This window comes from Herbiconiux sp. 11R-BC, assembly GCF_049472555.1.
In the GTDB taxonomy this organism is placed as follows: Bacteria; Actinomycetota; Actinomycetes; order Actinomycetales; family Microbacteriaceae; genus Herbiconiux.
This window is the reverse complement of the sequence record NZ_JBCEBO010000006.1, coordinates 183,548-207,790: the sequence shown is the minus strand read 5'-3', so window position 1 is coordinate 207,790 and position 24,243 is coordinate 183,548. Positions and strand designations below refer to the sequence as shown.

At 72.0% G+C, this 24,243-nt stretch carries 21 protein-coding genes; 12 read left to right on the top strand and 9 right to left on the bottom strand.

What is annotated here, in order from left to right; translation table 11 throughout:
- The first annotated feature begins 19 nt into the window (after positions 1–19).
- The 6 genes from VD659_RS15195 (at position 20) to VD659_RS15170 (ending at position 5,983) form a co-directional block, all read left to right on the top strand.
- Complete coding sequence (locus tag VD659_RS15195) at positions 20–1,495, top strand: CitMHS family transporter (RefSeq protein WP_423261912.1); 1,476 nt, start codon at positions 20–22, stop codon at positions 1,493–1,495.
- 49 nt (positions 1,496–1,544) lie between these two features.
- A complete protein-coding gene (locus VD659_RS15190) occupies positions 1,545–2,282 on the top strand; it encodes an aspartate/glutamate racemase family protein (RefSeq protein ID WP_423261911.1) in 738 nt (245 codons plus the stop codon).
- Positions 2,279–3,625 carry a 3-oxo-tetronate kinase gene (gene otnK / locus VD659_RS15185; protein WP_423261910.1) on the top strand — a complete coding sequence of 449 codons (1,347 nt, stop codon included), beginning with the start codon at positions 2,279–2,281 and terminating at the stop codon, positions 3,623–3,625. Before VD659_RS15190 ends, otnK begins: the two co-directional genes overlap by 4 nt.
- Positions 3,622–4,254, top strand: coding sequence for a 3-oxo-tetronate 4-phosphate decarboxylase (gene otnC, locus VD659_RS15180; RefSeq protein ID WP_423261909.1), 633 nt, complete (start codon positions 3,622–3,624; stop codon positions 4,252–4,254). The genes otnK and otnC overlap by 4 nt, the downstream gene beginning before the upstream one ends.
- Positions 4,255–4,316: 62 nt before the next feature.
- A complete protein-coding gene (locus VD659_RS15175; protein WP_423261908.1) occupies positions 4,317–4,565 on the top strand; it encodes a hypothetical protein in 249 nt (82 codons plus the stop codon).
- Positions 4,566–4,651: 86 nt separating this feature from the next.
- Entirely contained in the window at positions 4,652–5,983 is a 1,332-nt protein-coding gene (locus VD659_RS15170; protein WP_423261907.1) for a hypothetical protein, read from the top strand.
- 28 nt (positions 5,984–6,011) lie between these two features.
- On the opposite strand, the gene VD659_RS15165 is transcribed toward VD659_RS15170, so the two are convergent.
- On the bottom strand, positions 6,012–7,130 hold the full coding sequence (locus tag VD659_RS15165) for a cell wall-binding repeat-containing protein (protein ID WP_423261945.1): 1,119 nt from the start codon (positions 7,128–7,130) through the stop codon (positions 6,012–6,014).
- A 194-nt stretch (positions 7,131–7,324) separates the two neighbouring features.
- Positions 7,325–8,158 (bottom strand): cytochrome c oxidase assembly protein, encoded by an 834-nt coding sequence (locus VD659_RS15160; RefSeq protein WP_423261906.1) that lies wholly within the window; start codon positions 8,156–8,158, stop codon positions 7,325–7,327.
- A gap of 315 nt (positions 8,159–8,473) precedes the next feature.
- Here VD659_RS15160 and VD659_RS15155 point away from each other — a divergent pair, with 315 nt between their 5' ends.
- Both VD659_RS15155 and VD659_RS15150 read left to right on the top strand, forming a co-directional pair.
- A complete protein-coding gene (locus VD659_RS15155) occupies positions 8,474–8,698 on the top strand; it encodes a hypothetical protein (RefSeq protein ID WP_423261905.1) in 225 nt (74 codons plus the stop codon).
- On the top strand, positions 8,695–8,901 hold the full coding sequence (locus VD659_RS15150; protein WP_423261904.1) for a hypothetical protein: 207 nt from the start codon (positions 8,695–8,697) through the stop codon (positions 8,899–8,901). The genes VD659_RS15155 and VD659_RS15150 overlap by 4 nt, the downstream gene beginning before the upstream one ends.
- Positions 8,902–8,958: 57 nt before the next feature.
- Here the strand turns inward: VD659_RS15150 and VD659_RS15145 are convergent, their stop codons facing one another.
- Both VD659_RS15145 and VD659_RS15140 read right to left on the bottom strand, forming a co-directional pair.
- On the bottom strand, positions 8,959–9,648 hold the full coding sequence (locus tag VD659_RS15145) for an MmpS family transport accessory protein (RefSeq protein WP_423261903.1): 690 nt from the start codon (positions 9,646–9,648) through the stop codon (positions 8,959–8,961).
- 117 nt (positions 9,649–9,765) lie between these two features.
- A complete protein-coding gene (locus tag VD659_RS15140) occupies positions 9,766–11,421 on the bottom strand; it encodes an ABC-F family ATP-binding cassette domain-containing protein (RefSeq protein WP_423261902.1) in 1,656 nt (551 codons plus the stop codon).
- A 451-nt stretch (positions 11,422–11,872) separates the two neighbouring features.
- On the opposite strand from VD659_RS15140, the gene VD659_RS15135 reads away from it, so the two are divergent.
- The gene (locus VD659_RS15135; protein ID WP_423261901.1) at positions 11,873–12,109 is read left to right on the top strand and encodes a hypothetical protein; all 237 of its coding nucleotides are present in this window, start codon (positions 11,873–11,875) and stop codon (positions 12,107–12,109) included.
- Positions 12,110–12,127: 18 nt separating this feature from the next.
- On the opposite strand, the gene VD659_RS15130 is transcribed toward VD659_RS15135, so the two are convergent.
- The 3 genes from VD659_RS15130 to VD659_RS15120 form a co-directional block, all read right to left on the bottom strand.
- Positions 12,128–13,846: an ABC1 kinase family protein gene (locus VD659_RS15130; RefSeq protein WP_423261944.1), complete on the bottom strand. Its 1,719-nt coding sequence runs from the start codon at positions 13,844–13,846 to the stop codon at positions 12,128–12,130.
- A 65-nt stretch (positions 13,847–13,911) separates the two neighbouring features.
- On the bottom strand, positions 13,912–14,508 hold the full coding sequence (locus tag VD659_RS15125; protein WP_423261900.1) for a PadR family transcriptional regulator: 597 nt from the start codon (positions 14,506–14,508) through the stop codon (positions 13,912–13,914).
- Positions 14,509–14,610: 102 nt separating this feature from the next.
- Positions 14,611–15,003: a hypothetical protein gene (locus VD659_RS15120; RefSeq protein WP_423261899.1), complete on the bottom strand. Its 393-nt coding sequence runs from the start codon at positions 15,001–15,003 to the stop codon at positions 14,611–14,613.
- 143 nt (positions 15,004–15,146) lie between these two features.
- Here VD659_RS15120 and VD659_RS15115 point away from each other — a divergent pair, with 143 nt between their 5' ends.
- Entirely contained in the window at positions 15,147–18,188 is a 3,042-nt protein-coding gene (locus tag VD659_RS15115; protein ID WP_423261898.1) for a DUF2207 domain-containing protein, read from the top strand.
- Positions 18,189–18,210: 22 nt separating this feature from the next.
- On the opposite strand, the gene VD659_RS15110 is transcribed toward VD659_RS15115, so the two are convergent.
- Both VD659_RS15110 and VD659_RS15105 read right to left on the bottom strand, forming a co-directional pair.
- The gene (locus VD659_RS15110) at positions 18,211–19,911 is read right to left on the bottom strand and encodes a DUF4407 domain-containing protein (RefSeq protein ID WP_423261897.1); all 1,701 of its coding nucleotides are present in this window, start codon (positions 19,909–19,911) and stop codon (positions 18,211–18,213) included.
- 186 nt (positions 19,912–20,097) lie between these two features.
- Complete coding sequence (locus VD659_RS15105; RefSeq protein WP_423261896.1) at positions 20,098–20,616, bottom strand: MarR family winged helix-turn-helix transcriptional regulator; 519 nt, start codon at positions 20,614–20,616, stop codon at positions 20,098–20,100.
- Positions 20,617–20,714: 98 nt separating this feature from the next.
- Here VD659_RS15105 and VD659_RS15100 point away from each other — a divergent pair, with 98 nt between their 5' ends.
- Together VD659_RS15100 and VD659_RS15095 are read left to right on the top strand one after the other, a co-directional pair.
- A complete protein-coding gene (locus VD659_RS15100) occupies positions 20,715–21,653 on the top strand; it encodes an NADP-dependent oxidoreductase (protein WP_423261895.1) in 939 nt (312 codons plus the stop codon).
- Positions 21,654–21,811: 158 nt separating this feature from the next.
- Positions 21,812–24,187, top strand: coding sequence for a CocE/NonD family hydrolase (locus VD659_RS15095; RefSeq protein ID WP_423261894.1), 2,376 nt, complete (start codon positions 21,812–21,814; stop codon positions 24,185–24,187).
- Positions 24,188–24,243 lie beyond the last annotated feature (56 nt).

The following is a 24,243-nucleotide window of genomic DNA, read 5'->3' as shown; positions in this document are numbered from 1 at the left end:
TAAAGGAGCGTGGCACCACATGATCACTGCATTGGCCTGGACCATGATCATCGTCTTCATGGCGCTGATCATGGCCCGCAAGATCCACCCGTTCGTCGGGCTCGCGTTCATCCCGGTGGCCTTCACCGTCCTGGGCGTGTTCCTCGGCGTCTTCACGAACACCGTCGCCGAAGAGCTCGAGAAGCCCGCCGCCGACGTCTCGGTGCTCGACCAGCTCCAGGCGATGGGCGACTGGGCGAAGGACGGTATGGTGACCACCTCGGCCACCGCCTTCCTGCTGCTGTTCGCCATCGCCTTCTTCTCGGTGATGCTGCACGTCGGCCTGTTCGACCCCGTCACCAAGGCCATCCTCAAGCTCGCCAAGGGCGACCCGCTCAAGGTGATGGTGGGCACCGGCATCATCTCGGCGACCGTCTCCCTGTCGGGCGACGGCACCACCACCACCCTCATCGTCTGCACCGCCCTCATCCCGATCTACCAGCGGCTCGGCATGCGGCTGCTCGACCTGGCCGTCGTGCTCATCCTGATGAACACGATCCTGAACCTGCTGCCCTGGAGCGGGCCCACCGCCCGTGTTCTCGCCGTGATGCCCGACATCGACCCGAATGAGATGCTGCGCGCCCTCGCGCCGGGCATGATCGCCTCGATCCTGTTCGTGCTCGTGGTCTGCGTGATCATCGGCCTCCGCGAGCGCCGCCGGCTCGGCATCATCGAGCTCTCCGACGACGAGATCGACCGGATGATGGCCGCCTACGACCAGACCGGCGAAGCCGACGGCAATCTCGGCGGCAGCGCCGGCGGCGGCCCCGGCGGCGCGGCGCCTCCCGGCGACGGCGGCGTGGCGGTGCTGACGATCAAGAAGAACCGGGTCGTCATGATCGTCAACTGGGTGCTGACCATCGCCGCACTGACGCTCCTCATCCTCGGCGTGTTCGCTCCCGTGTTCATCTTCCTCGTCGGCACGCTGCTGGCGTTCCTGATCAACTTCCCGAAGATCGACAAGCTCAAGGCGTTCATCGACTCGATCTCGCCCGACGTGCTGCAGACGGTCATCATGGTGATCGGTGCGGGCGTGTTCCTCGGCCTGTTCTCGAACAGCGGGATGTCGAACGCGGTGGCGCAGAGCATGGTCGACGTCATCCCGGCGTCGCTCGCCTCGCAGTGGCCGCTCATCACCACCCTGATCTCGGCTCCCGGCGGATTCTTCCTCTCGAACGACGGCTTCTTCTACGGTGTGCTGCCCGTGCTCGCCACTGCCGGCGAGGCCTACGGATTCACCGAGTTCCAGATCGGCTACGCCTCACTCATGGGCCAGGCCTTCCACATGCTGAGCCCCCTCACGGCTTTCATCTACCTGCTCCTCAACATGACCAGGCAGGACCTCGGCAGGTGGCAGCGCTCGGCCGGCAAGTGGGCGCTCGGCATCTTCATCATCCTCATCGTCGTGTCGATCATCACCGGTCAGCTCGTCGTGAGCGGCCCGCCGTCGAGCTGACGACCCGCGCCCTCCCCGTCCCCGCACCCTCCAGCAGACAAGGAACCTCATGACCATCTCGGCCGCCGACCGCCCTCTCGTCGCACTGATCAGCGCGGTGCCGACGGCCATCCCGCCCGCCGTGGCCGCGCTGGCCGGGGAGTTCCCGGCAGCCCGGGTCTGGAACCTCCTCGACGACCGCCTCCTCGACGAGGTGACCGAGCGGGGCGGGCTGACGCCGGAGCTCGCCGAACGGATGGCCCGGCTCGTGCGCCACGCCGTCGCCGAGGGCGCGGACGGCATCCTCGTGACCTGTTCCCGCTACGGCGACGTGGTGCACGATCTGGTGCCGCAGACCGCGGTGCCGCTGCTCGCCTCCGACGACGCGGCGTTCGGGGCCGTGCTGGGCTCGGGGCTTCGCTCGGTGCTGCTGATCTCGCCGGCGGCCGGGCCGCTGGCCGACTCGCTGGAGCGGCTCACGGCGGCCGCAGCATCCGCCGGCATCGAGCTCGACATCACCGGCGCCGTGGCGGAGGGCTCCCCCGCCGCCGCGGCCGCCGGAGACGCGGCGGCGCTGGTCGACATCCTCGCCGGCGCCTACCGCTCGGCCGCCGGCGGCGGCACCCGGTTCGATGCCGTGCTGCTCGGGCAGTACTCGCTCTCGCCCGCCGGCGCCGCTCTGGCCGAGCGCATCGGCGTGCCGGTTCTGACCACCCCGGTTCGCGCGGCGATCGCGCTGCGCGAGCAGATCGACGCCGGCGCGACCGCGACCGCCGGCGGCCGCGACCGGAACGGGGAGGCGCCGTGATCGGAGCCATCGCCGACGACTACACCGGAGGAACCGATGTCGCGGTGGCCTTCCGGCGCGCCGGGCTGCGCACGGTGCTGCTGTTCGGGGAACCCTCCGACCACGTCGAGCTGCCCGAGCACGATGCCGTCGTGGTGGCCCTGAAGAGCCGCACCATCGCTCCCGCCGAGGCGGTGCGGATGTCGCTCGCCTCCGCCTCCTGGTTGAAGAACCGCGGCGTCGGCCAGTTCTACTTCAAGTACTGCTCCACCTTCGATTCCCGCCCCGAGGGCAACATCGGTCCGGTGGCGGACGCGCTGGCCGGCTTCCTGGGAGCGTCGCGGGTCGTGGTGGCGCCCAGCTCACCGGAGCACCTGCGCACGCAGTACCTGGGTCATCTCTTCGTCGACCGGCAGCTGCTCTCGGAGTCGCCGATGCGCCACCATCCGCTCACGCCGATGACGGACTCCTTCATCCCCCGGGTGCTCGCGGCGCAGACGGCGGCGCCGGTGTCGCTGATCGACGAGCGGGACGTGCGGCGCGGGCGCGCCCGCATCCGCTCGCTGCTCGACGAGAGAGGGCCGAGCGACGAACTGCACTACGTGGTGGTCGACGCGATCACCGACGGCGACCTCCGCGAAATCGGCGCCGCCTGCGCCGACGAGCTCCTCGTCACCGGGGCGGCGGGGCTGGCCGGCGGGCTGGGTGCGGCGCGTGCCGCGCGGCTCGGTGCGGTGCAGCCGGTCGCCGTCGTCGGCGACAGGGGGCCCGGCAGGCTGCGCGACGCCGGCCCGGGCGCCGTGCTGGCGGGCAGCTGCTCGGCGCGCACCCTGCAGCAGGTGGCGCACATGGCCGCGGCGCATCCGTCGTTCCGGCTCGACGCACTGAGCTCCGCGGATGCCGGCACGCTGGCCGAGGAGGCCCTGCGCTGGTACGACCGGCAGGATGCCGCGGTGGCGCCCTTGGTGTACTCGTCGTTGCCTCCGCGAGAACTCGCCGAGGTGCAGGCAGCCCTCGGGACCGAGCAGGCGTCGGACCTGCTCGAGACCGCCATGGGTCTCGTGGCCCGCGGACTGGTCCGGCGCGGGGTGCGGCGCATCGTGGTGGCCGGGGGCGAGACCTCCGGGGCCGTGGTGTCGGCGCTCGAGGTGGACGGCGGCGTCATCGGCGAGGAGGCGGCGCCCGGGGTGCCGTGGATCTACAGCACCGGGCCCGATCCGGTGGCTCTGCTTCTCAAGTCGGGGAACTTCGGTGAGGTCGAGCTGCTCTCGCAGGCGATCGAGTCACCGCTCTCCGCAGCGCCGCCGGCCACGGGTGCCGGCGCGCTTGACGCAGCGGCGGCCGATGCGGAGGCGCGGTCGTGACGGGCGATGCCGAAGCTGCAGCTCGTGACGGGATCGTGTCGGCGGCGCGGTCGTTGTTCGCGCGTTCGCTCACGCACGGGAGCACCGGCAACATCAGCGTGCGCCTCGACGACCGCATCCTCGTGACACCCACGGGGAGCAGTCTCGGAACGGTCGAGGCCGACGAGCTGTCGGTGATCGACCTCGACGGGCAGCACCTGAGCGGCGCCCGGCCATCGAAGGAGGCCTTCCTGCACGCGGCGTTCTTCCGTGCCCGGCCCCGGGCCGGAGCGGTCGTGCACACCCACTCGACCCACGCGGCCGCGGTGTCGTGCCTCGCCGACGTCGATCCCGACGACGCGCTGCCCCCGCTCACGGCCTACTTCGCGATGCGCATCGGCCGGCTGCCGCTCCTGCCTTATCACGCCCCGGGCGACGAGACCCTCGAGCCGCTCGCCGAGAAGGTGGCCCGCGACCATCTGGCCGTGCTGCTGAGGAATCACGGACCGGTGGTGAGCGGCACGTCGCTGACGACGGCGCTGGACGCCCTCGAAGAGCTGGAGGAGACGGCGCGGCTCTTCCTGCTCCTGCGCGGGCAGCGGACGAGCCCGCTGAGCGCGGAGGAGGCGGCGCGCCTGTCGCCACGGTGAGGCGCGCCCTCCCGCCCAGGTGAACCGCATCTCGTGGCGGTAGCCTCCGCAGTGTCACGACGATGCGGAGACCAGCGATGGACGGCAACTACAAGATGTCCCAGACCGACATGCACGCCTTCGCGATCCACGACAAGCCGGGCGGAGCGTTCCGCGCCACCATCGAGCGCACCCCGGCCGGCGCCTGGTCGACGCATCCGGCGCCCGATGCCACCCCTGCAGCGCTGCCTGCTCCCGACTTCGACGAGCAGAAGTCCGCACAGGCCGCCTTCGACGCGTTCATCGCCTGGGCCGACTCCCCCGCCGACTGAGCAGCGATTGCTCATACCACTGCGCATCAGCAGCTGAAACGATCGATCCGACCAGGGCCCTGGCTCCTGCTCGGAGAGGATCATCGGTGTCCCAGCTGCCGACGCCCGACATCGTGGGCTTCTATCCGTCGAACGGGTACAGCGAGCCGATGCGGGTGATCTCCGACGAATCGGGGCTGCTGGCCCTGATCGCCACCACCACCGATTTCTCCGGCGACTTCGACGCCGACCCGGACGACCCGCAGCAGAACCCCACGAGCAGATGGCAGTGGTACGAGGTCGCCTGGTCGCGCTCGGGCACGGCCTTCCCCGCCGTTCTACGGTCGGCCGACCTGGAAGCCACCTGCGCTGCGGTCGCGGCCTGGGAGGCCGATCTCGATCCGGAACGCCAGATCCTCATCGAAGACCACCGCGACGCCACCCGGCGAGCCGAGCTCGCCTGCGCCGAGCTCGCGCAGCTCGAGCGGGGAGGCGACGCCGGTGCGATCGAGGGGGCGTTCGACCGGGCCCGGATGTTCCTCACCGCCAAGGTGCATCTCGACCGGCGGCTGCGCGACGAGCTCGAGGCCTTCGCCGATGACCTCTCCCTCCCGCGCGCCTTCGACACGGCCGGCCGCGACGGCGCCGACATCGAGGGCGACGCGCTCGCCATCGTGTGCCGGGAGTCGGTGCTGAGCGAGGCGGTGACCGTGCTCAACAGCACCGGGGTGACCGTGAGCATCCGCCCCGACCTGCTGTCGAAGGTCGCCGCGAACCTGCAGCTCCCCGTCCATGGGCTCCGCTCGCTCTGGCCGAGCTCCGATGCGATGCGCGGTGAGATCCTCCTGTCGCTCGCGCGCGAAGGGCTCACCGGGCGGGCCGACGACGAGACCCTCGTCTCGACCTGGCACTACCTCTCGTCGCAGGCGGCGGCGCTCGCCACGGGCGAGGGCCGCCGCGAGGTGCTGCGGCGGCTGGTCGACCTCGTCGCGCAGCACAACTTCGAGAACGTCACGACCTCGATGGCCTGGCGCAACTACGTCGCCTGCTCCGTCTCGGTCGCCGAGACCGACGAGCTGAGCTCGACGCTGACCGCCGAGCTCCGGCGATCCGAAGAAGATTTCCTGGCCCACATGGCTCCCTTCTACGAGAACCTGCTGGGCCTGATCGGCTTCCGGCTCAGTCCTCGCCTCCGGCAGAACCATCAGGCGTTCGCCCTCTCCCTCGCCGCCGTCGTCGAGGGTCTCGGAATCGTGCGGAGGAGCGTTCCCGGCCTCCTCTCGGCCGGCTTCGGCGACAAGGCCGACTCCGAGCAGTCCCTGGCCTCGCTGCTCGTCACCGTGCTGCTGGAGGGCCTGATCGAAGAAGACCCCGACTACGACGCCGAGAGCGCGATCCGCCGCCTCACCCACGGTCTCGAGTTCGAGGTCTTCGACTGAGGAGACGGGCCCGTGGGCCGCGCGCTGCCTACTTCGGTGCACCCGGGAGCGACTCGCAGGGGATGCCGTCGTTGTCGCCGTCGAGCTTCGCGATGTCGCGGTAGTACGGGAAGTAGGTGTCGTACCAGGCCTTGGCGGCCGCATAGTTCGGGAAATCCTTACAGTCCTTGTCGGCGGGTTTCGCAGGCTGCTGCGGCTGGGTCGGCGGCGCCGGCGGCGCGGAAGGGGGCGGCGGCGGGCAGACGTCCATCGACGCGGCCGCATCCGACACCGAGTTGGGCCCGCCCAGGATGATGCGCTGCGTGTTCCCGTAGGCGTTCACCCGATCGGCCGTCGCCTGCGTCACACAGTTCCCGGGCGCCACGAACAGTGGCGCGGCGAGCGTGCCCGCGAGCACGCCGCCGGCGAGCGCGTCGGCGAATTTCGTGCCCGTGGCGAGGAACACGCGGCTGGCCGAGGGGAAGGCGTCGGCGTTGATGTTCGCTGAGGCCTCATAGCGGTCGGCTCCGCCGATGCGGGTCGTCGACACGAGCCCGCCCAGCGCGTTCTTCACGCTCTCGGAGACCGAGTTGGGGCCGCCGGCGACGATGGCCCGCTGAGGATGCAGCTGCGCGACCACGGGCGGCACGGCGTCGTCGAGCCCGGATGCGCCACCGTTCACCAGCAGCACCGCCCCTCCGAGCGCGCCGGCGGCGGCGCTCGCGGAGAGGGCGTCGGGGAAGTTCGCCCCCGTCGCAACGTAGAGGCGTGTCACGCCGCTCTGGCCGAAGGCGTGCAGTACGAGGTTGCGCGAGGCTTCGTAACGGTCGGCCCCACCGATGCGCTCGACGTCGGCGTGGGGAACGATCGATCGGATCGCCTGCTCGGCGCCCGTGCTGACGGAATTGGTGCCCCCGACGATCACGACCTTCGCTGGGGCGAGCCGGCCCAGCTCGGCTGCGACCGCATCCGGAACCTGGTCGGGCAGGATCAGCAGCAGCGGCCCGCCCTCCTTCGCCGCCGCGGGGCCGGCGCTGAGCGCATCCGGGTAGTCGGTGCCCTTCGCGATGTAGACCACGGGAACGCCCGCCGGCCACTCGTGGGCGATGTTCACCGCCACCTCGTAGCGGTCGGCGCCGCTGTAGCGCGAGGTCGAGGCGCCGACCAGCGGGGAGGCTTCGGCAGGTGCAGGAGCCGCGTTCGCCGGCGTCGCCGCGACGAGCGCGGCGCAGAGCAGTGCAGGTACTGCCAGGGCGGCAAGGAGCTTCGTGATCGGGTCCTGTCGTCGTCGGGGTCATGCCGACGATATTCGACAGGCGTCGTGGGCCGGGAGCCCCCGTTCGGGGACGCCGGCGGGGATGCTCAGCTCCCGTCGTGCCGCCCGCCGGCGCGGAGGTGCGCCTGGGTGAGTGCCTCGAGCTCCTCGTCGCTGAGCTCGTCGACCTTCTTGCTCTCGCCCCGGTCGTGCTTGGACCAGCGGATGAACAGCAGGATCAAGATGGGGATGTCCGCGATCTCTGCGATGAACCAGAGCAGGTCGCCCGAGAGCTGCTGATCGCGGATCGGGCTCGGGAACCACCACGGCACGGCGGCGGTCACCGGCGCCGCGTGGTCGAGGATGGCGTCGTTCAGCCGCAGCACGATGCCCGGCACGGCGTCGAGCACGAGCTCCACGAAGGCGAGCAGGAACTCGGCGGCGATGAACAGCCCCGTGCGCGCCACGACGAGCTCGGTGAGCGGCAGCACCATGATCAGGCCGACGACGGGAACCAGCACGCCGAGCGCATCCTGCGCCACCGGCGAAGCGCGCAGAACCCCCGACAGCGGCGTGAGGAACACCGAGAATGCGGCGAGTGCGAACACCGGCCCGAACACCGCGTTGCCCATCACCCCGAAGACCTTCGACGCCAGGATGCGGTTCACGACCGCGAGCGCCCGCCCGCTGAGAGCGGCCCGGAGCAGTCCCACCGGCTTGCCCGTGGCGAGCAGACCCGGCACGGCGAACAGCAGCAGGGCGATGCGCGTGGTGAACGCGAACCGCAGCTCCTCGCTGTACACGCCGAGGAAGCCGAACTCGATCACTGCGTACGACCCGAGCCCGAGCACGAAGAAGCCGAGCGCGGGGCGCAGCGGCCAGTGCCCGCCCCGGCGCCGGATGGCGAGCATCCCGGCCGCATACCCGAGCGCGGCGAGCACGATGGCGGCGACACCGACCGGGTTCAGCTGCCACGTGGTCAGGATCGTGGGAAAGTCAGGCGTGGAAGCTCCTCGGGGTGCGCGCGTCGGGCAGGGTTCTCCGCGTCAGAGTGTGCCACCGCCAGCCGTGAGTTCCCTGCTCACGCGGCGACAGCACGGTGGCGGCACGGCAGCGGCGTAACGGAGGAAAATCGCGGGTCATGTCGACGTAGTGCACTCGTCACCCCCGATTCTCCTCCGTTGCGCCGCGCTGAGCAGTGGCTGAGCAGCAACTACTCATATCGGAAGCAACCGATGCACCCGAATCATGACAGCATGCCTGCCTCGCACGACGACCTCGGTCTCGGCGAGCACCCGGTTCATGCCGTGATCGGCATGCTCGAGCGCCGCGGTTGGGTGCGGATCTCGACCGAGGGCTCGCACTCGAGCTGGCGCGGGCCCCACGGCACCACCTTCACCCTCCCCGACGGGCACGACGTCATCAGTCAGGGCGTCTACCGCAGGCTGCCCGCCGCCCTGAGCCTCGACGACGATCGATGAGCTACGCCGCACGGGTAACGCTCGAGGAGGGCTGGTGGATGATCGCCATCCCGCAGCTCAGGGGGCTCACGCAAGCCCGCTGGCTCGTCGAAGCGGAGCTGATGGCGCAGGAGTACGTCGCGTTGGCGCTCGGGATTCCTCGCACGGCGGTCGTGATCACCCTGGTGGTCGACGAGCAGATCGACCCCGCGCGCGCATCCTGAGCATCCGGCCTCCTCGGTCGGCGGGGCCGCTGTCGCCGTCCCGCCGCCGTTGCGGAGTCAGCCGAGCAGCTGCGTCGCGCTCGCCGTGCAGCTCGCCGTGGCGTACGCGCCGGTGCTCGTCTGCTCGATCAGCACCTGGCCGTCGAGCAGGATGCGGCACGTCACGTCGCCGCCCGAGGCGCCGTTGACGGCGGTGATCGTGTAGGTGTCGTAGGTGGCGGCGCCGCCGAGCGACACCGAGTAGTCCTTCTCGAAAGGCAAGGACTGCGCGGTCTCCTGCCGCGTCACGGAGTACCCGCTGTCGTAGGCGGCGTAGCTGATGTCCACCTCGGAGCCGGTGCCGTCGACCTGGTAGACGAGCGCAACCGGTGTGCCGTCGAGCGGAACGGCATTCTGCGCGCTGCTGACCAGGTGCCCGAAGAACACGACGGTGTAGACGATCGCCAGCACGATCGAGAGCACGAGCGCGACGCCGCTGAGCACGAGGCCCGCGATCGCCGAGCCCTTGCGGCGGCCGCGCAGCACGAGCGCGACGATGCCGAGCACCATGCCCACCACCGCGAGCACCGGCATCGCGTAGTTCACGAAGGGGATGAACGCACCCACGAACGCGACGGCGCCCACGATGAGGGCGGCGAGCCCCCAGCCATTCGGTCCGGCGACGCCCGACGCCGCCGGACCGGGCGGCGGGAACTGCGGCGGCACCGGAGGAACGGGCGGGAACGCGGGCGGCGGTGAGGAGCTCATCACCAGATCCTCGCAGACCCCGGCGTGATCGGCACCGGTTCGACGGGATTCCCCGCGGCACGCGGGAGGCGAAACGTAAGCCGCGAGACGCGAGGCGGATCGCGCCCCCGCGCCGCCTCAGCTCTCGGTGACCTGCCCGGCCTCCACGCGCCAGTGGCGGTTCAGCCGAACGGTGTCGAGCATCCGCCGGTCGTGGGTGACGAGCAGCAGGGTGCCGGTGTACGACTCGAGGGCCTCTTCGAGCTGCTCGATGGCCACGAGGTCGAGGTGGTTGGTGGGCTCGTCGAGAACGAGCAGGTTCACGCCACGAGCCTGCAGCAGTGCGAGACCGGCGCGCGTGCGCTCGCCCGGCGAGAGCTCGTCGACGGGCCGATTGACGTGATCGGCCTTGAGGCCGAACTTGGCGAGCAGGGTGCGCACCTCGGCGATCGGCCAGTCGGGAACCTGGGCCTCGAAGGCGGTGGCGAGCGACTCCGTGCCGGCGAGCACGGCCCGGGCCTGGTCGATCTCGCCGATGGCGACGGAGGCTCCGAGGCTCGCGAGCCCGTCGTCCGGTGTCGTGCGGCCGAGCAGCAGACGGAGCAGCGTCGACTTGCCGGCGCCGTTGGGACCGGTGATGCCGACACGGTCGCCCGCGTCGACCTGCAGCGACACCGGGCCGAGGGTGAACGCGCCCTGGCGCACCACGGCCCCCGACAGCGTCGACACCACCGATGACGAGCGCGGCGCGGATCCGATCGTGAACTGCAGCCGCCACTCCTTGCGCGGCTCCTCCACCTCGTCGAGGCGGGCGATGCGGCTCTCCATCTGGCGCACCTTCTGCGCCTGCTTCTCGCTCGACTCGGCCGAGGCCTTGCGCCGGATCTTGTCGTTGTCGGGCGCCTTCTTCATCGCGTTGCGCACACCCTGGCTCGACCACTCCCGCTGGGTGCGGGCGCGCGCCACGAGGTCGGCCTTCTTGTCGGCGAACTCGTCGTACTCCTCGCGGGCGTGCCGCTTGGCCGTCTCGCGCTCCTCAAGATAGGCGTCGTAGCCGCCGCCGTAGACGCGGTTGGAGTGCTGCGCGAGGTCGAGCTCGAGCACCTTCGTGACGGCCGTCGCGAGGAACTCGCGGTCGTGGCTCACGAGCACCACGCCACCGCGCAGGCCCCGGATGAACGCCTCGAGCCGCGCGAGCCCGTCGAGATCGAGGTCGTTGGTGGGCTCGTCGAGCAGCACGATGTCGAAGCGCGAGAGCAGCAGCGCGGCGAGCCCCACGCGGGCGGTCTGGCCGCCGGAGAGCGACGTCATCAGCGCCCCCGCATCCAGAGCGAGCCCGAGTTCGGCGAGCACCACGGGCAGCCGATCCTCGAGGTCGGCGGCACCACTCGCCAGCCAGCGCTCGAGCGCGCTGGAATACACGTCGGCGGGGTCGGGGGCTCCGGATGCGCGGGGCTCGGTCCCGGCGAGGCCCGCGGCCGCTGCATCCATCTCCGCCGTCGCGGCGGCGGTCCCCGTGCGACGCCCCACATACTCGGCCACGGTCTCGCCCGGCACCCGTTCGTGCTCCTGCGGCAGCCAGCCGATGAAGGCGTCAGCAGGCGCGAGGCTCACGCTGCCCTCCTGCGGCGCATCGATGCCGGCCAGGATGCGCAACAGCGTCGACTTGCCCGCGCCGTTGGCCCCGACGACGCCCACGACGTCGCCCGGAGCCACCACGAGGTCGAGTTCACTGAACAGGGTGCGGTGGTCGTGGCCTCCGGCGAGCCCTTTGGCGACGAGTGTTGCGGTCATCCCTCTATCGTCCCGCATCCGGCGCCCCTGCGCCGCCGCGCCCGACGCAGACGACGGACTCGCGCCCGCCCCCACGAAGACGACGGAGTGCCGATCCGAAATCGTCGACGAACTCCGTCGTCCCCGGCCCGCGTCGTCCCCGGCCCGCGTCGTCCCCGGCCCGCGTCGTMCCCGGCCCGCGTCGTCCCCGGCCCGCGTCGTCCCCGGCCCGCGTCGTCCCCGGCCCGCGTCGTCCCCGGCCCGCGTCGTCCCGGCCGAGGACGGCACGAACACCGGATGCGCCTCGCCCGATCGGCGGCGGGGAACCCGATCGTCACACGACGCAACACGATGACAGCCGCGCCGACACATTTGGCCGCGAACCGCGCGCGCCGCCTAGCGTCGACCCAGCGGCATCCGTCGCCGAAGACCACCGACCGCGGGCCCGACCGCCGATCTGAAAGGACGCCTCATGGCCGACCAGAACACGCTCTGGACCCGCGAACTCCTCCAGCGCCGCCGCGCGCTGCACGCCCGCATCGACGGTGTCGCCCGCTCGCACCCGGCCGCCGCTGCCCGCGCGCGGCTGGCGCTCTACTCCACGACGCACCGTTTCGACCGGCGCCTCATCGACGTCGCCGAGCTCGCCGACGACCTCGCACTCCTCGACCTCGAACTCGACGAGCTCACGGCTGCCGCCGCAGCCTGAGCCCGCGGCCGGCTCCGCTCAGCGCGCGCGGCGCCCCGAGAACAGCGCGTGCAGCAGCGGCAGCGCCGACGCGATCATGAGCACCGTGCCGAACACGGCGTCGGAGGCGTGCAGCACGGCTCCCGCCACGAGCAGCGCCCCGAACAGCAGCGCAGACACCACCCGGCCGATCGACCGCTCGAGCCGCGCCACGCGCCGCTCGAGCGCCGGGCTCGTGACGGCGAGCGAGCCCTCGTCGACCCGGGTGACCAGCGCATCCAGCCGCTTGGGCAGTCGCCAGGCGATGCCGAGGTTCTCGAGCGCCTGCTTGCCGAGGTCCTGCACGACATTGCCGCCCTCGTCGCGGATCAACTGCTGGGCATAGGGCTCGACCGAGTTCCAGAGGTTGAAGCCCGGGTCGAGCGCGCTGCACACCCCCGAGGTGAGCGACATCGCGCGGATGATGAGCAGGAAGTTCTCGGGCAGCTGGAACGGCAGCGACCGCACCACGTGCCCGAACTGCTCGCCGAAGTCGCGGAACTCCCGCGGATCGACCTCCCGCAGCTCGGCGAAGCCCATGCCGCCGAAGCGCGCGAACAGCTGCGTGAGCGCCCGCTCCAGCTCGGCGGTCTCGGCGGTCTGCAGCAGCACGCCGAGCTCCTGCGCGGCGGCCACGAGCCCCTTGCCGTCGCGCGACGCGGCGGCGATGAGCATCTTGCGCAGGCCACCGCGGGTGGCGGCCCCGACCTCGCCCATCATGCCGAAGTCGATGAAGGTGAGCTTCCAGGGGCGCGCGCCCGCCGCATCCGGAACCGCGCCCGGCTCGCCGGCACCGGCCGGCGACGCGCCCGCCGGCAGCGGCGTCACGAAGATGTTGCCGGGGTGCGGATCGGCGTGGAAGAAGCCGTTCGTGAAGAGCTGGTCGAACATGACGGCGGCGAACACCGGCGCCACCGAGGCGGGGTCGATGCCGGCCGCGCGCAGGGCGTCGGCATCCGTGATCTTGATGGCCGTCACGTCTTCGAGCGTGAGCACGCGCCGGGTGGTGCGCTCCCACACGATCTCGGGCACGCCCACGCGCGGGTCGTCGGCGAAGTCGGCGGCGAAGCGCACCGAGCTCGCGGCCTCGTGCAGGTAGTCGATCTCCTCGAGGCTGGTGAGCGCGAACTCCTCCACGAGCGCGGGCGCGTCGACACGCGAGTACACGAGCCGCACATGGCTGAGCCACCCGCCGACGCGGCGGAGGGCCGCGAGGTCGACCTCGACGATCTGGTCGATGCCAGGGCGCTGCACCTTCAGCACCACGGCCTCGAGCCCGGTGTCGGCGGCGTCGTTCGGTGCCAGCCGGGCGCGATGCGCCTGCCCGAGCGAGGCGGCGGCCACCGGATGCTCGTCCACCCACGCGAAAGCCCGCGCGAGCGGCATGCCCAGCTCGGCCTCGGCGAGCGCGCGGATCTCGGCGAAGGGCACCGGGGGCACCTCGTCCTGCAGCCCCTCGAGCTCCTTCGTGATCTCGGGCGGCAGCACGTCGAGGCGCGACGACATGAACTGGCCGACCTTGATCATGAGGCCGCCGAGCTCCACGGCGAGCACGTGGAAGCGCCGGGCGAAGCGCTGCATGCGCCGCGCCCGGGTGCGTTCGGTGATGCGATTGAGCCCGATGCGCGGCAGCACGAGTTCGTACCACCAGGTCACGGCGAGGTTCCAGCCGGCGAACCGCAGGATGCGCCGGTAGCGCGCGCGGGCGAGCGCGCTCATGCCCGCGGCGGGCGACCCGGATGCGTCGGGTTCGCCGCCGCCGGGTTGGACGGATGCCACCCGGGTCAGTTCTGGGCGAGGATCGCGTAGAGCCGGCGGCGCGCATCCTCGAGCTCTGCGACGGCGGCCTCGACCTGCTCGGGCGTGCCGGTGCGGCCCACCTGGGCGGCGGCCTGGGCGAGCTCGAAGCCGGCCTTGGGCAGTGCGCCGTGGGCCTTGTCGAACGGGCCTTTGCCGCCGAAGGGCCCTGCACCGGCGCCGGAGTCGCTGCCGGCGGCGTCGTCGGATGCCCACGGCGCCGTGGCGCCCGAACTCGCGACCTCGGCGCGTCCGGCCTCGGTCAGCGCGTAGGTCTTGCGGCCGTTGGACTCCTCGGCCGCGATGAGTCCCTCGTCGGCGAGGAGCTGCAGGGTGGGGTAGACCGAGCCGGCGCTGGGCTTCCAGACGCCGCCGCTGCGCTCCTCGATCTCGTGGATGATCTGGTAGCCGTGCATCGGCTCCTCGGCGAGCAGGGCGAGCACCGCGGCCCGCACGTCACCGCGGCCCATGCGGCTGCCGACGCGCTTCTCGAACTTGGCCCGGAACTGCTCCATCGCCTGCCAGATGCCCTCGGCGTCGATGCCGCCGCTGCCGAACCCACCGGCCGTGAATGATCCACCCATGACAACCTCCTTGACGTACCGCGAACGATACTCAACGATATAGTCCGGCGACCCCATACAGAGTGGCCTTCAGCGGATGCACAGCCGCCGCCGATCAGGCAGTCAGACGCCCAGAGAGACACCGGAGGCGCGCGATCTCGCCGTCGAGCGCCACCCCGCGACGACGACGAGCAGCGCGTCATACTCCCCCAGTTCGGCGGCGGCCCAGAACTGCTTCTCGAGCTCGCACGCGCACGCGGTGAGCTCGCCGTCGTTCAGCAGGGACGTCCACGCGAACAGCTCCCGCAACGCCGCGGCCATGTCTCGCGACCGCAGCACCGCGCGCACCAGCTGAGCCACGAGCGCGATGCCCGCCTGCCGGTTCTCGAGGTCGCTCGCACGCAGGAGCACGAGGTCGGCCGCATCCCGCCGCGTGATGAGCACACCCCCCTGCTCGGCGAGCGCCGCCACGACCCGTGGCGTGCGCAGAAAGCTCGTGAACGTCGCTTCCTTCACCGCGCGGTCACCGCATCCGGTTTTTGTCGATGATTGCTCATCTCTGCAGTCTGACCCAGGAGCGTGGTCGGCGCAAGCGACGCGGCCGGGCAGGCCCCCGGCAGGACGGGCCGCTCGACGGCTGTCGACATAGGATCGAGATCGTGACGGGGGATTCAGCGGGCGACGAACGCATCGCCGACCCGCGCCCGAAGCACACTCCGCTGTGGTCGTTGCTCTCCCGATGGCTGCTCGCGCTCGAGGCCTGGTTGCGCTCGCACGGCGGCACGCGGCTGCGCGCCGGGCTCTGGGGCTTCTGGGGAGTGGTGGCTCTGGCGGGCGGCATCCTGCTGTTCGGCCCCGTCATCAACCCGCCGATGACCCTCGACGACATCACCGACTCCGCCTCGCACGCCACCGACACCTGGATCGCCCGCGACTTCGACGTCGACTACACCCTCGGCCGCACCGCCGACGGGCGCCTGGAGGCCGAGGTGGTCGAGACGATCGGCGCCTTCTTCCCCGACGACGTCGACGAGAACGGCATCGTGAGGGTGCTGCCCACGCAGTACCAAGGCCACGCCCTCTCCCCCTCCGACATCGCCGTGACCCTGGACGGCGAGCCCGCCGCGGTGCAGCGCTCCGAGAGCGCCGACCAGCTGACCCTCACGCTCACCGCCCCCGATGCGGCGCGGCTCGACGGCGATCACGAGTTCGTCGTGCGCTACCGGATGCACGACCTCGCCTACTCGACCAGCGACCGGCTGAGCGCCGGCGACCCGATCGACCTGCTCGCCTGGGACGTCTTCGGGCCCTCCTGGCCGCAGGCGTTCGCCGCGCTCGACGTGACCGTCACCCTGCCCGACGACCTCGACGCCGCGCTCGTGCGGCAGCCCCGGGGCTCGATCTCCTGGGCCATCGTGTCGGCCGGCGAGTGGCTCGAGCCCCAGCCGGGTGCCCCGCCCGGCATGGTGAGCTACGGGTTCACGAACGACCAGAACATCCCGCCGCACGCCTCGGCGCGGTTCTCCCTGGTGTTCCAGCCGGGCACGTTCACGATGCCGCCGCCCACGCCGCTTTTCCTGCTGCAGACGTTCGGGCCGCTGCTGCCCCTCGTGTTCCTGGCGCTCACCCTGCTGTTCGCCCTCGCCGCGCGCGCGGTCGCGTGGAGCGACGCGCGCGGGCGGCCGTGGTTCACCGCGGAGTACTCGGCCCCGGATGGCGTGAGCCCGCGCATGGCCGCGCAGCTGCTGCGCACCCCGAGAACCCTGGAGCTGGCGGGGGCGCTCGGCGAGATCGGCACCGCAGGCGCTGCCGCGAGCGCCAAGGCCGGGTCGGCGAGACCCTCGCGCGCCGACCGCCTGCGCGCAGCCGCCCGGGCCGCCAACCGCACCGGGCGCCTCGGCGACCGCGTCCGCGCACGACTTGCCTACCTCGTCGCCCCCGAACGGCGGGGCCAGTTCCGTTCCGGGTTCCGCCGTGTGCCGAGCGGGTTCGTGCGCGACGCCTTCATCGCCGCGCCCATCGCCCTCACGATCGTGCAGTGGGGACTCGTGCGCCAGCTTTCGCACCAGGCGAAGCTCGCCGTGGTGTGGTGGCCGGCGGCGTTCGTTCTCGCCTCGTCGCTCATCGCCCTGGTGGTGCTCGTGATCGCCCTGTCGGCACGGCCGCTGACCCGGCGCGGGGCGCTCGTGAAGCAGCACCTCACGGGCATCGCCGTGTACGCCGACCGCACCTCGCTGCTGGAGCGGGCGACGGCGGGCGATGCTGTGCTCCCCTACGCGGTTCTCACGGTCGAGCCGCGCGAAGCGGGCCGCCGCACGCTCGCGCTGCTCGAGGCCGAGCTGGGCGACCCCGACGCGGCCAAAGGATGGCGCGCCCCCGGCTTCCTGAGCACCCCGCGCATCCTGGTGCGCATCCTCGCGGTCGCGCTGCTCGCCGCGACGGTGACCGCGGCGGCGCTGCTGCCGAACCCGTATCCGCGCTCGCCCGACTACAGCTCGAACTCCGGTGATCTGCCCGGCACCTACTTCAACCGGGTCGGGTCGTTCGAGGCCGCCGCCACGCTCACCGTCGACGGCGGGCGGCACGCGACGCTCACGGCCACCGAGCACCTCGCCGTCGACTTCGGAACCGAGTCCACCGCCGAGGTTCCGCAGTTCACCCGCCAGTGGCCGACCCGCCTCGACGGCCAGGAGCTGGGACTGCACGTCACCGCGGTGACCCTCGACGGCACGGATGCGCGCTACACCACCGCGCGCGAGGGCGACACCGTACTGCTCACCACCGCGTTCTCGCGGGTGCTGAGCGGCCGGCACGAGCTCGACATCGCGTACACGGTGGACTCGCCGATGGTGGCGGCCCCGGCATCCGGCGCCTCGGCGGCAGCGGCCTCGGCCGTCGGCGCTTCGGGACCGGTCGACCGCCTGCGCTGGGTGAGCCTGCTCGAGGGGTGGGACAACGCCCCCGTGTGGCGCGACGAGCCCGCGGCGTCGCCGCGCGCCATCTCCCTGACCGTGCCCGACGACCTGGCGCCGTCGCTCGCGGCCGGCTGGATCACGCTCGACACGGAGTCGAGCGAGAACGTGCGCCAGTGGGAGGACTCGGTCGTGCCCTTCGGCGCGTATGCCGCGACCGACGCCGCCGCCGCGGACGGCAGCGCATCGGCTTCCGGCACCACCATCACCTCCGACCCCTCCGGCACCACCGACGAGGTCACGAGCTCGGCCGGCACGACCACCTACCGCCTCGACCTCCGCAGCGACGGCGACGGCGGCTACCCCTTCGACCTCACCGTCGACGACGTCGGCGCGATGCTCGACTTCCCCGCCGGCACCGTCGCGGGCCCGGATGCCGCAGCCTTCACGCTGCACACCGTCACCGGCGCCCTCCCCCTCGCCCTGACGGTGACGCTGGGCTCGCTAGCCCTCGCGCTGGGCCTGCTCAGCGTGGCCGCAGCGGTGCGACGGCGCTCCCGCCGGGCCCCGCCCGGACTTCTGCGTGACGTCATCTGGTGGCTCGGAAAATCCGCCGCCGTCTCCACCATCTGGCTCTTCGTCTGGGCCACCTCCGACATGCCCGACGACTGGCCCGAGTTCCCGCCCCTCGGCCTCTCGGCGCTCGCGGCGCTGGCCGGCGGCATCCTGTGCCTGACCGTCACCCTGCGGCAGCGCCCGCCGACCACCGGCGCCAAGAAGCGCCGCTGACCCCGACCGCCGGCGCTCGCGGCTAGAGCTCGTCGGGGAGTCCGGCGCGGCGCAGGAAGGCGGCGCGGTCGGCGTTCCGCGGCACGGGCTTCGCCGGCACGCGCGGCTGCGGGCGCGTCGGCGCCGACGCGGCGCCGTCCGTTCCGGCGGAGGTGGCCTCGTCGTCGGTGTCGAAGCCGAGCGCCGCGAGGTCGGCCGTCAGGTCACGCGTGTCGGTGGCATCCTGAACGCCGCCGAGGTGCAGCACCTCGGTCGCGTCGAACGGGCCGGCCACCGGGCGCGGCACCGGGGCGAACGGCCCAGCGGCGGCACCAGCGCGATCGGCACCGGCGACCGCGGCATCCGCGGCCACGCCGTCGGCGCCCGTGGCCACGCCGTCGGCGTCCGCCGCCTCGAGCGACCGCTCCCACTCGTCCATGCGCGCCGCCGCCCGCGCGCCCGCGTAGCCGCCCCACACCTCGAGCGCCCGCGAGATCACGGCCTCCTGCTGCTCCAGCACGGCCTGGTTCACGCGCTTGCCGAACTCCACCTGCTGCACCGCGCGGTCCTCGGCCACCGAGACCTGCACGCCGGCTTCGACCGCGATCGCGCGCGAACGCTCGGCGGCCCAGATCTCGCCGCCCGACACCTCGCTGTCCTCGCGCACGTCGACCAGGCGGTCGTAGGCCGTGGGGGTTCCGAGGTTCGCGAGCACCTTCACGATCACCGGCAGCAGCTCGATGCACACGAACAGCGCTGCGATCATGATGTGCGCCACGTTCAGCAGCGGGTTCGCCTCCCCCAGGCGGAACAGCGCCGAGAGCCGTGACAGCAGCCCCGCGCTGTTGTTGACGGCGCTGTCGTAGTTCGCCTGCTCGGTGGCGCGCTCGTTCTGTGCGGTCGCGAGCGAGGCCTGGTCGGTGGCCAGCTGCGCCTTCGCGGCGTCGAGCCGGCTCTGAGCCGATGACTGGAGGTTCGACTGCGCCGCGGTCTGCGCCGCCTGCTCGGCGGCCTGGGCCGCGGTGAGCCGGGTCTGCGCGGCCTGCATGGCCGCGAGCTTCGAGGCGGTCACCGCCCCGTCACCCCGAACGCCGGTGCCTCCGGTGCCGTCGATCTCGGCGAGATAGGCGGTCTGCGCCGCGTCGAACGCCTTTTGCGCATCCGCCGTCGCCGCCACGGCCGCCGCGTAGTTCGGGTCGGACGACAGGTCGGTCTGCAGCCCTTTGTCGACGATCGCCTGGTTGGAGGCGATGGACTCCTCAAGCGAGGGGATCGCCGCGAACCGCGGGTCGGCCGCCATCCGCTCCTCGAACGCCGCCTTCTGCTCGGCCTGCATCACCTGGATCTCCGAGTTGATCTCGGCCGAGAAGATCTGCAGCGTCAGCGGCGTCGAGATGACCGTGCCGATGATCAACGCGAGCACCACGCGCGGCAGCGCGAGCGCGATGTTGCGCGCCACGCCCTTCTGCTTGGCCATGCCGATGATCAGCAGCCGGTCGAGGTTCAGGATGATCGCACCCCAGAACACGCCCACGATCACGGCCACCGCGAGAGGCGCCCCCACCGCCATCTTCAGCGCGAACGCCGCCGACACCGCCGAGAGCAGGGCGGTGCTCAGGATGACGCCACCCATCGCGACGAAACGCGCCCGGTCCCCCGCGGCATCCTGCAGCACATCGAGCCGGGCGCCGCCCAGCCACGCCATGGCGTTGGAGACGGGATTCGAGTTGTAGCGACGAGCCATACGGCGGCGACCTTTCGGGGAGGTGACGTCGGCCAGAGTCCCGGATGCGCGCGCGAGCGCAGACGGACGTCCTGACACGAGGTGCGAAGCTACCCCACGAGAATCTGCGTTCCCTGGCACGCCCCTGTGCTCTCGCCGCCGTCGCCGCTCACCCGGCTCGCGCCGCCCGCCGCCCGACGTGCCACGTCAGGCCGCGCCGCCCGCCCGCCCGCTCCCCCGCCGTCGAGGCGCCGCGGAGCGCGGCGGCGTCGAGCGCATGTGGTCGCGCACGGCCGTGAGCGACCGCGCCAGCTCCTCCACCTCGTCGCGCCCGAGCGGCGCCAGGAACAGCTTCTTCACCTCCGCGATGTGCCCGGGGAACACCCGCCCGAGAACCGCACGCCCGGCATCCGTGATCGTCACCGTCACGCTCCGCTCGTCGTCGACCGAGGGGGCGCGGGTCACGAGGCCGGCCGCCTCGAGCAGCCCGGCCTGGTGGGTGAGACCGCTGCGGCTGTAGACCACGCCGTCGGCCAGGTCGGTCATCCGCTTGCTGCCGGCCGGTGCATCCCCCAGCGTCGCGAGCAGCTGGAACTGCACGTAGCTGAGCCCGCCGGCCTCCTTCAGCTGCAGCTCGATGGCGTGGCGCAACAGGCTGCTCACTTCGATCAGCGCGAAATAGGCGCCCAGCTCGACGGGGTCGAGGGTGGCAGATTCTTCGGTCATGCCCACAGTCTACTTGCTTCAATATCGAAGCAGTGTTAGGGTCCTTCTCAGTTGCTTCGACATCGAAGCATTCACCATTCCGCGAAGGAGAGAACACCATGAAGGCAGTGCGCTTCCACCAGCACGGCACCCCCGAGGTCCTGCAGATCGACGAGGTCGAGATCCCGCAGCCGGGCCCGGGCGAGGTGCGCATCCGTGTGGCCGCAGCGGCATTCAGTCCCGCCGACGGTGGCATCCGGGCGGGCACCCTGCCCTTCCCGGTGGCTCTGCCGCACATCCCGGGCTACGACGTCTCGGGCACCGTCGATGCGCTGGGCACGGATGTCGCGGCCTTCGCCGTGGGTGACGCCGTCGTCGGGTTCCTCCCCATGACGGCGCCGGGCGCCGCGGCCGAATACGCCATCGCCCCGGCCGCGGTGCTGGTGCCGGCCCCCTCGAGCATCCCGCTGGCGGATGCCGCCGCCTTCCCCTCGGTCGCCCTCACCGCGTGGCAGGCACTGTTCGAGCACGCCGAGCTGACGAGCGGCCAGCGCGTGCTCGTCGTCGGGGCGGGCGGCGCGGTCGGCGGCTACGCGGTGCAGCTCGCGAAGCGCGCCGGCGCCCACGTGATCGCCACGGCGAGCCCGCGCAGCGCCGAGAGCGTGCGCGCTGCGGGGGCCGACGAGGTCGTCGACCACACGGCATCGAACCTGCTCGACGCGATCGCCGAGCCGGTCGACGTGCTGCTCAATCTCGCGCCGATCACGCCTGAGGAGTTCGCGGCCCTCGTGGCGCTCGTGCGCTCCGGCGGGGTGGTCGTGAGCACGACCGCCTGGATGCCCGCCCCGGCCGACGAGGCCCGCGGCGTCCGCAGCTCGGTCGTCTTCGTTCGCAACGACGCCGCACAGCTGGCCCGGATCGTGTCGCTCGTCGACGACGGCGAGCTCCGCGTCGAGGTCGCCCGCCGGGTTCCGCTCACGGAGCTGGCGAGCATCCACGAGCAGTCGGCGGCCGGCACCCTGCGCGGCAAGGTCGTCGTGCTGCCGACCGCCGCCTGACCGAGGCGGCGTCGACGACCAGGCGGGAGGGGCATCCGGGTTCGACACCGGATGCCCCTCCGCGCGGTCTCTTCGACGACCGTCTCCGATAACATCTCCTTGGAAATCGAACACGGATGCGGCGGCGACGCGCGCGTTAGGCAACACCGGGGGGCACCATGTCGACATTCACGCGCGCAACGAGCTGGGGAATCGCGACGGTCGTCGCCGCCACCGCAGTCCTCGCCACGACGACACCGGCGTTCGCCGCCGCCGAACCGGCCGCGCATCCCGCCACCCTCGCCGCCCCGGCCGCGGCGCAGCCTCTCGCCACCCCGGCATCCGCCACCCTCGCGTCCGCCACCCCGGCATCCGCCGCCCTCAGCTCCGCCACCGCGGCATCCGCCCTTGGCTCCGCCACCCCGGCATCCGCCCCCGCCGACGCCACCCCCGGCGTCACCCACGCCCAGAACCCCTCCGTGCCCGACGGCGCCGCCTGGACCGAGGCCTACTTCCCCTCGTCCGCGCCGTCGAGCAACGGCGACGCCGTGCAGCTCCACGCCGACGTGCTCCGCCCCGCGAACCTCGCCCCCGGCGAGAAGACCCCCGTCATCATGTCGATCGGCCCCTACTTCTCACACTCCGGATCGAACGTCGACACGCATCCGGCCCACGCCGGGCCCTCGACGCGCTTCACCGACCTCATCGACGGTGCGCAGCTGATGACCCGCGGGTACACCTTCGTCTACGTCGACCTGCGCGGCTTCGGCGCCAGCACCGGATGCATCGACTGGCTCGGCCCCGGCGAGCAGGCCGACGTGGTCAGCGCGGTCGAGTGGGCGGCACAGCAGTCCTGGTCGACCGGCGCGGTGGGCCTCTACGGCAAGTCCTATGACGGATCCACCGGGCTCGCGGGCATCGACCTCCAGCCCGCCGGCCTCAAGGCGGTCGTGGCGCAGGAGCCCTCGTGGAGCGGCTACGACTACCTCATCACCAACGACATCTCGCGCCCGCAGCAGGTCGAGACCCCCCTGTCCTACCTCGTGACGGCGAGCCTGCCCGGCGTCGACCACGCCTACCAGCAGGACGGCTACGACATCCCGGCCGACACCCCGCAGTACCTGCAGAACGCCGCCTACGAGAAGACGCACCCGGAGTGCGGGCAGACCATCATGGCCGAGACCAAGGAGATGAGCCGTCAGAGCGACTTCTGGCGCAGCCGCGACCTGCCGGCGAACGTGGGCGGCTCGGCCGTGCCGCTGATGTTCACCCAGGGCCTCACCGAGCAGAACACCAAGCCCGAGGGCATGCAGCAGTTCCTCGACAACCACACCGGCGAGGTGCGCGCGTGGCTCGGCCCGTGGGACCACGTGCGCGGCAACGAGCTCGACAAGCACGGCACCCTGCAGATGGGCCGCACCACCTGGTTCGACGAGGTGATGGCGTTCTACGACGCCCACCTGAAGGAGCAGACCACACAGGTGTCGTCGTACTTCTATATTCAGGACAACTTCGGACAGTGGCGACTCCAGGATGCCTGGGGCACGACCGCGAAGACCGCCGTGATCCCCCTGCGGTCCGGTTCCTACACCGACACCGGGCGGGGCACGCAGATCGATGACCCGGTCGGCCCCAACCCCAACCCGTTGGCCGTGAGGCTCGACGACAGCCATCCCGACCCCGCGCCCGACGCGAACGACAAGTCCGTGGGCGTGCTGACCCTCTCGCACTCCCTGCGCACCGACGTGCGGCTGACGGGAACCCCCGTGGTCGAACTGAACACCCAGGGCGCCGGCAACACGATGGTGCAGCTGTGGGATGTCGCGCCCGACCGCAGCGCGGTCATCGTCAACGAGAACGTCTCGACCCTGTCGGCCGACGGGGTCACCCGGTTCACCCTGCTGAGCATGGACTGGACCCTGCGCGCCGGGCACCGCCTCGCCGTGACCGTCGACACGATCGAGTGGGGCTACTGGAACCCGAAGCCCAGCGGGAGCACCGTGGTCGTCACGGGCGGCGCGGTGAGCGTGCCGGTCGAATCCACGGCGGCCGACGTGCCGGCCGCGGGTGGCCGGGCGCCGTTCCTCGACGAGTTCCTCACCTTCGCGGCGCTCGACTACCCGGTTCCGGCAGCCCCCGAGACGTTCACGCTCAGCGCCGCGCTCGGCCGCATCAGCTCGGCGGCCAGCACCGTCGTGGCCGGCACCGCGTTCGAGGTGGCGGGCGCGGGCTACGACCCGGGCGCATCCGTCGCCCTGGCCGGCCCCGGCGGGCTCGCCGTGACCATGACGACGGATGCGCAGGGCGCGTTCCGCGTCACGCTGCGCCTTCCCGAGGCGGTCGCGGCCGGCCCCGCCACGCTCACCGCGGTCGCGGAGGACGGCGGGCAGGCCTCCCTGGACCTCACGGTCGTGGCCGCCGGCACCCCGACGCTCGCCGCGACGGGCACGGCCTCCGGTGGCCCCGCATCCCTCGCCGCGGGCGCTGCACTGGCGCTCCTCCTGGGCGCCTCGCTCAGCCTTCTGCGCCGCCGAACCCGCACCCGCCGCGCGTAGCTCTGACAGGAGCCCGCACCGACGGACCTGGCCGCCGCACCGCGTGCCGGTCGGGC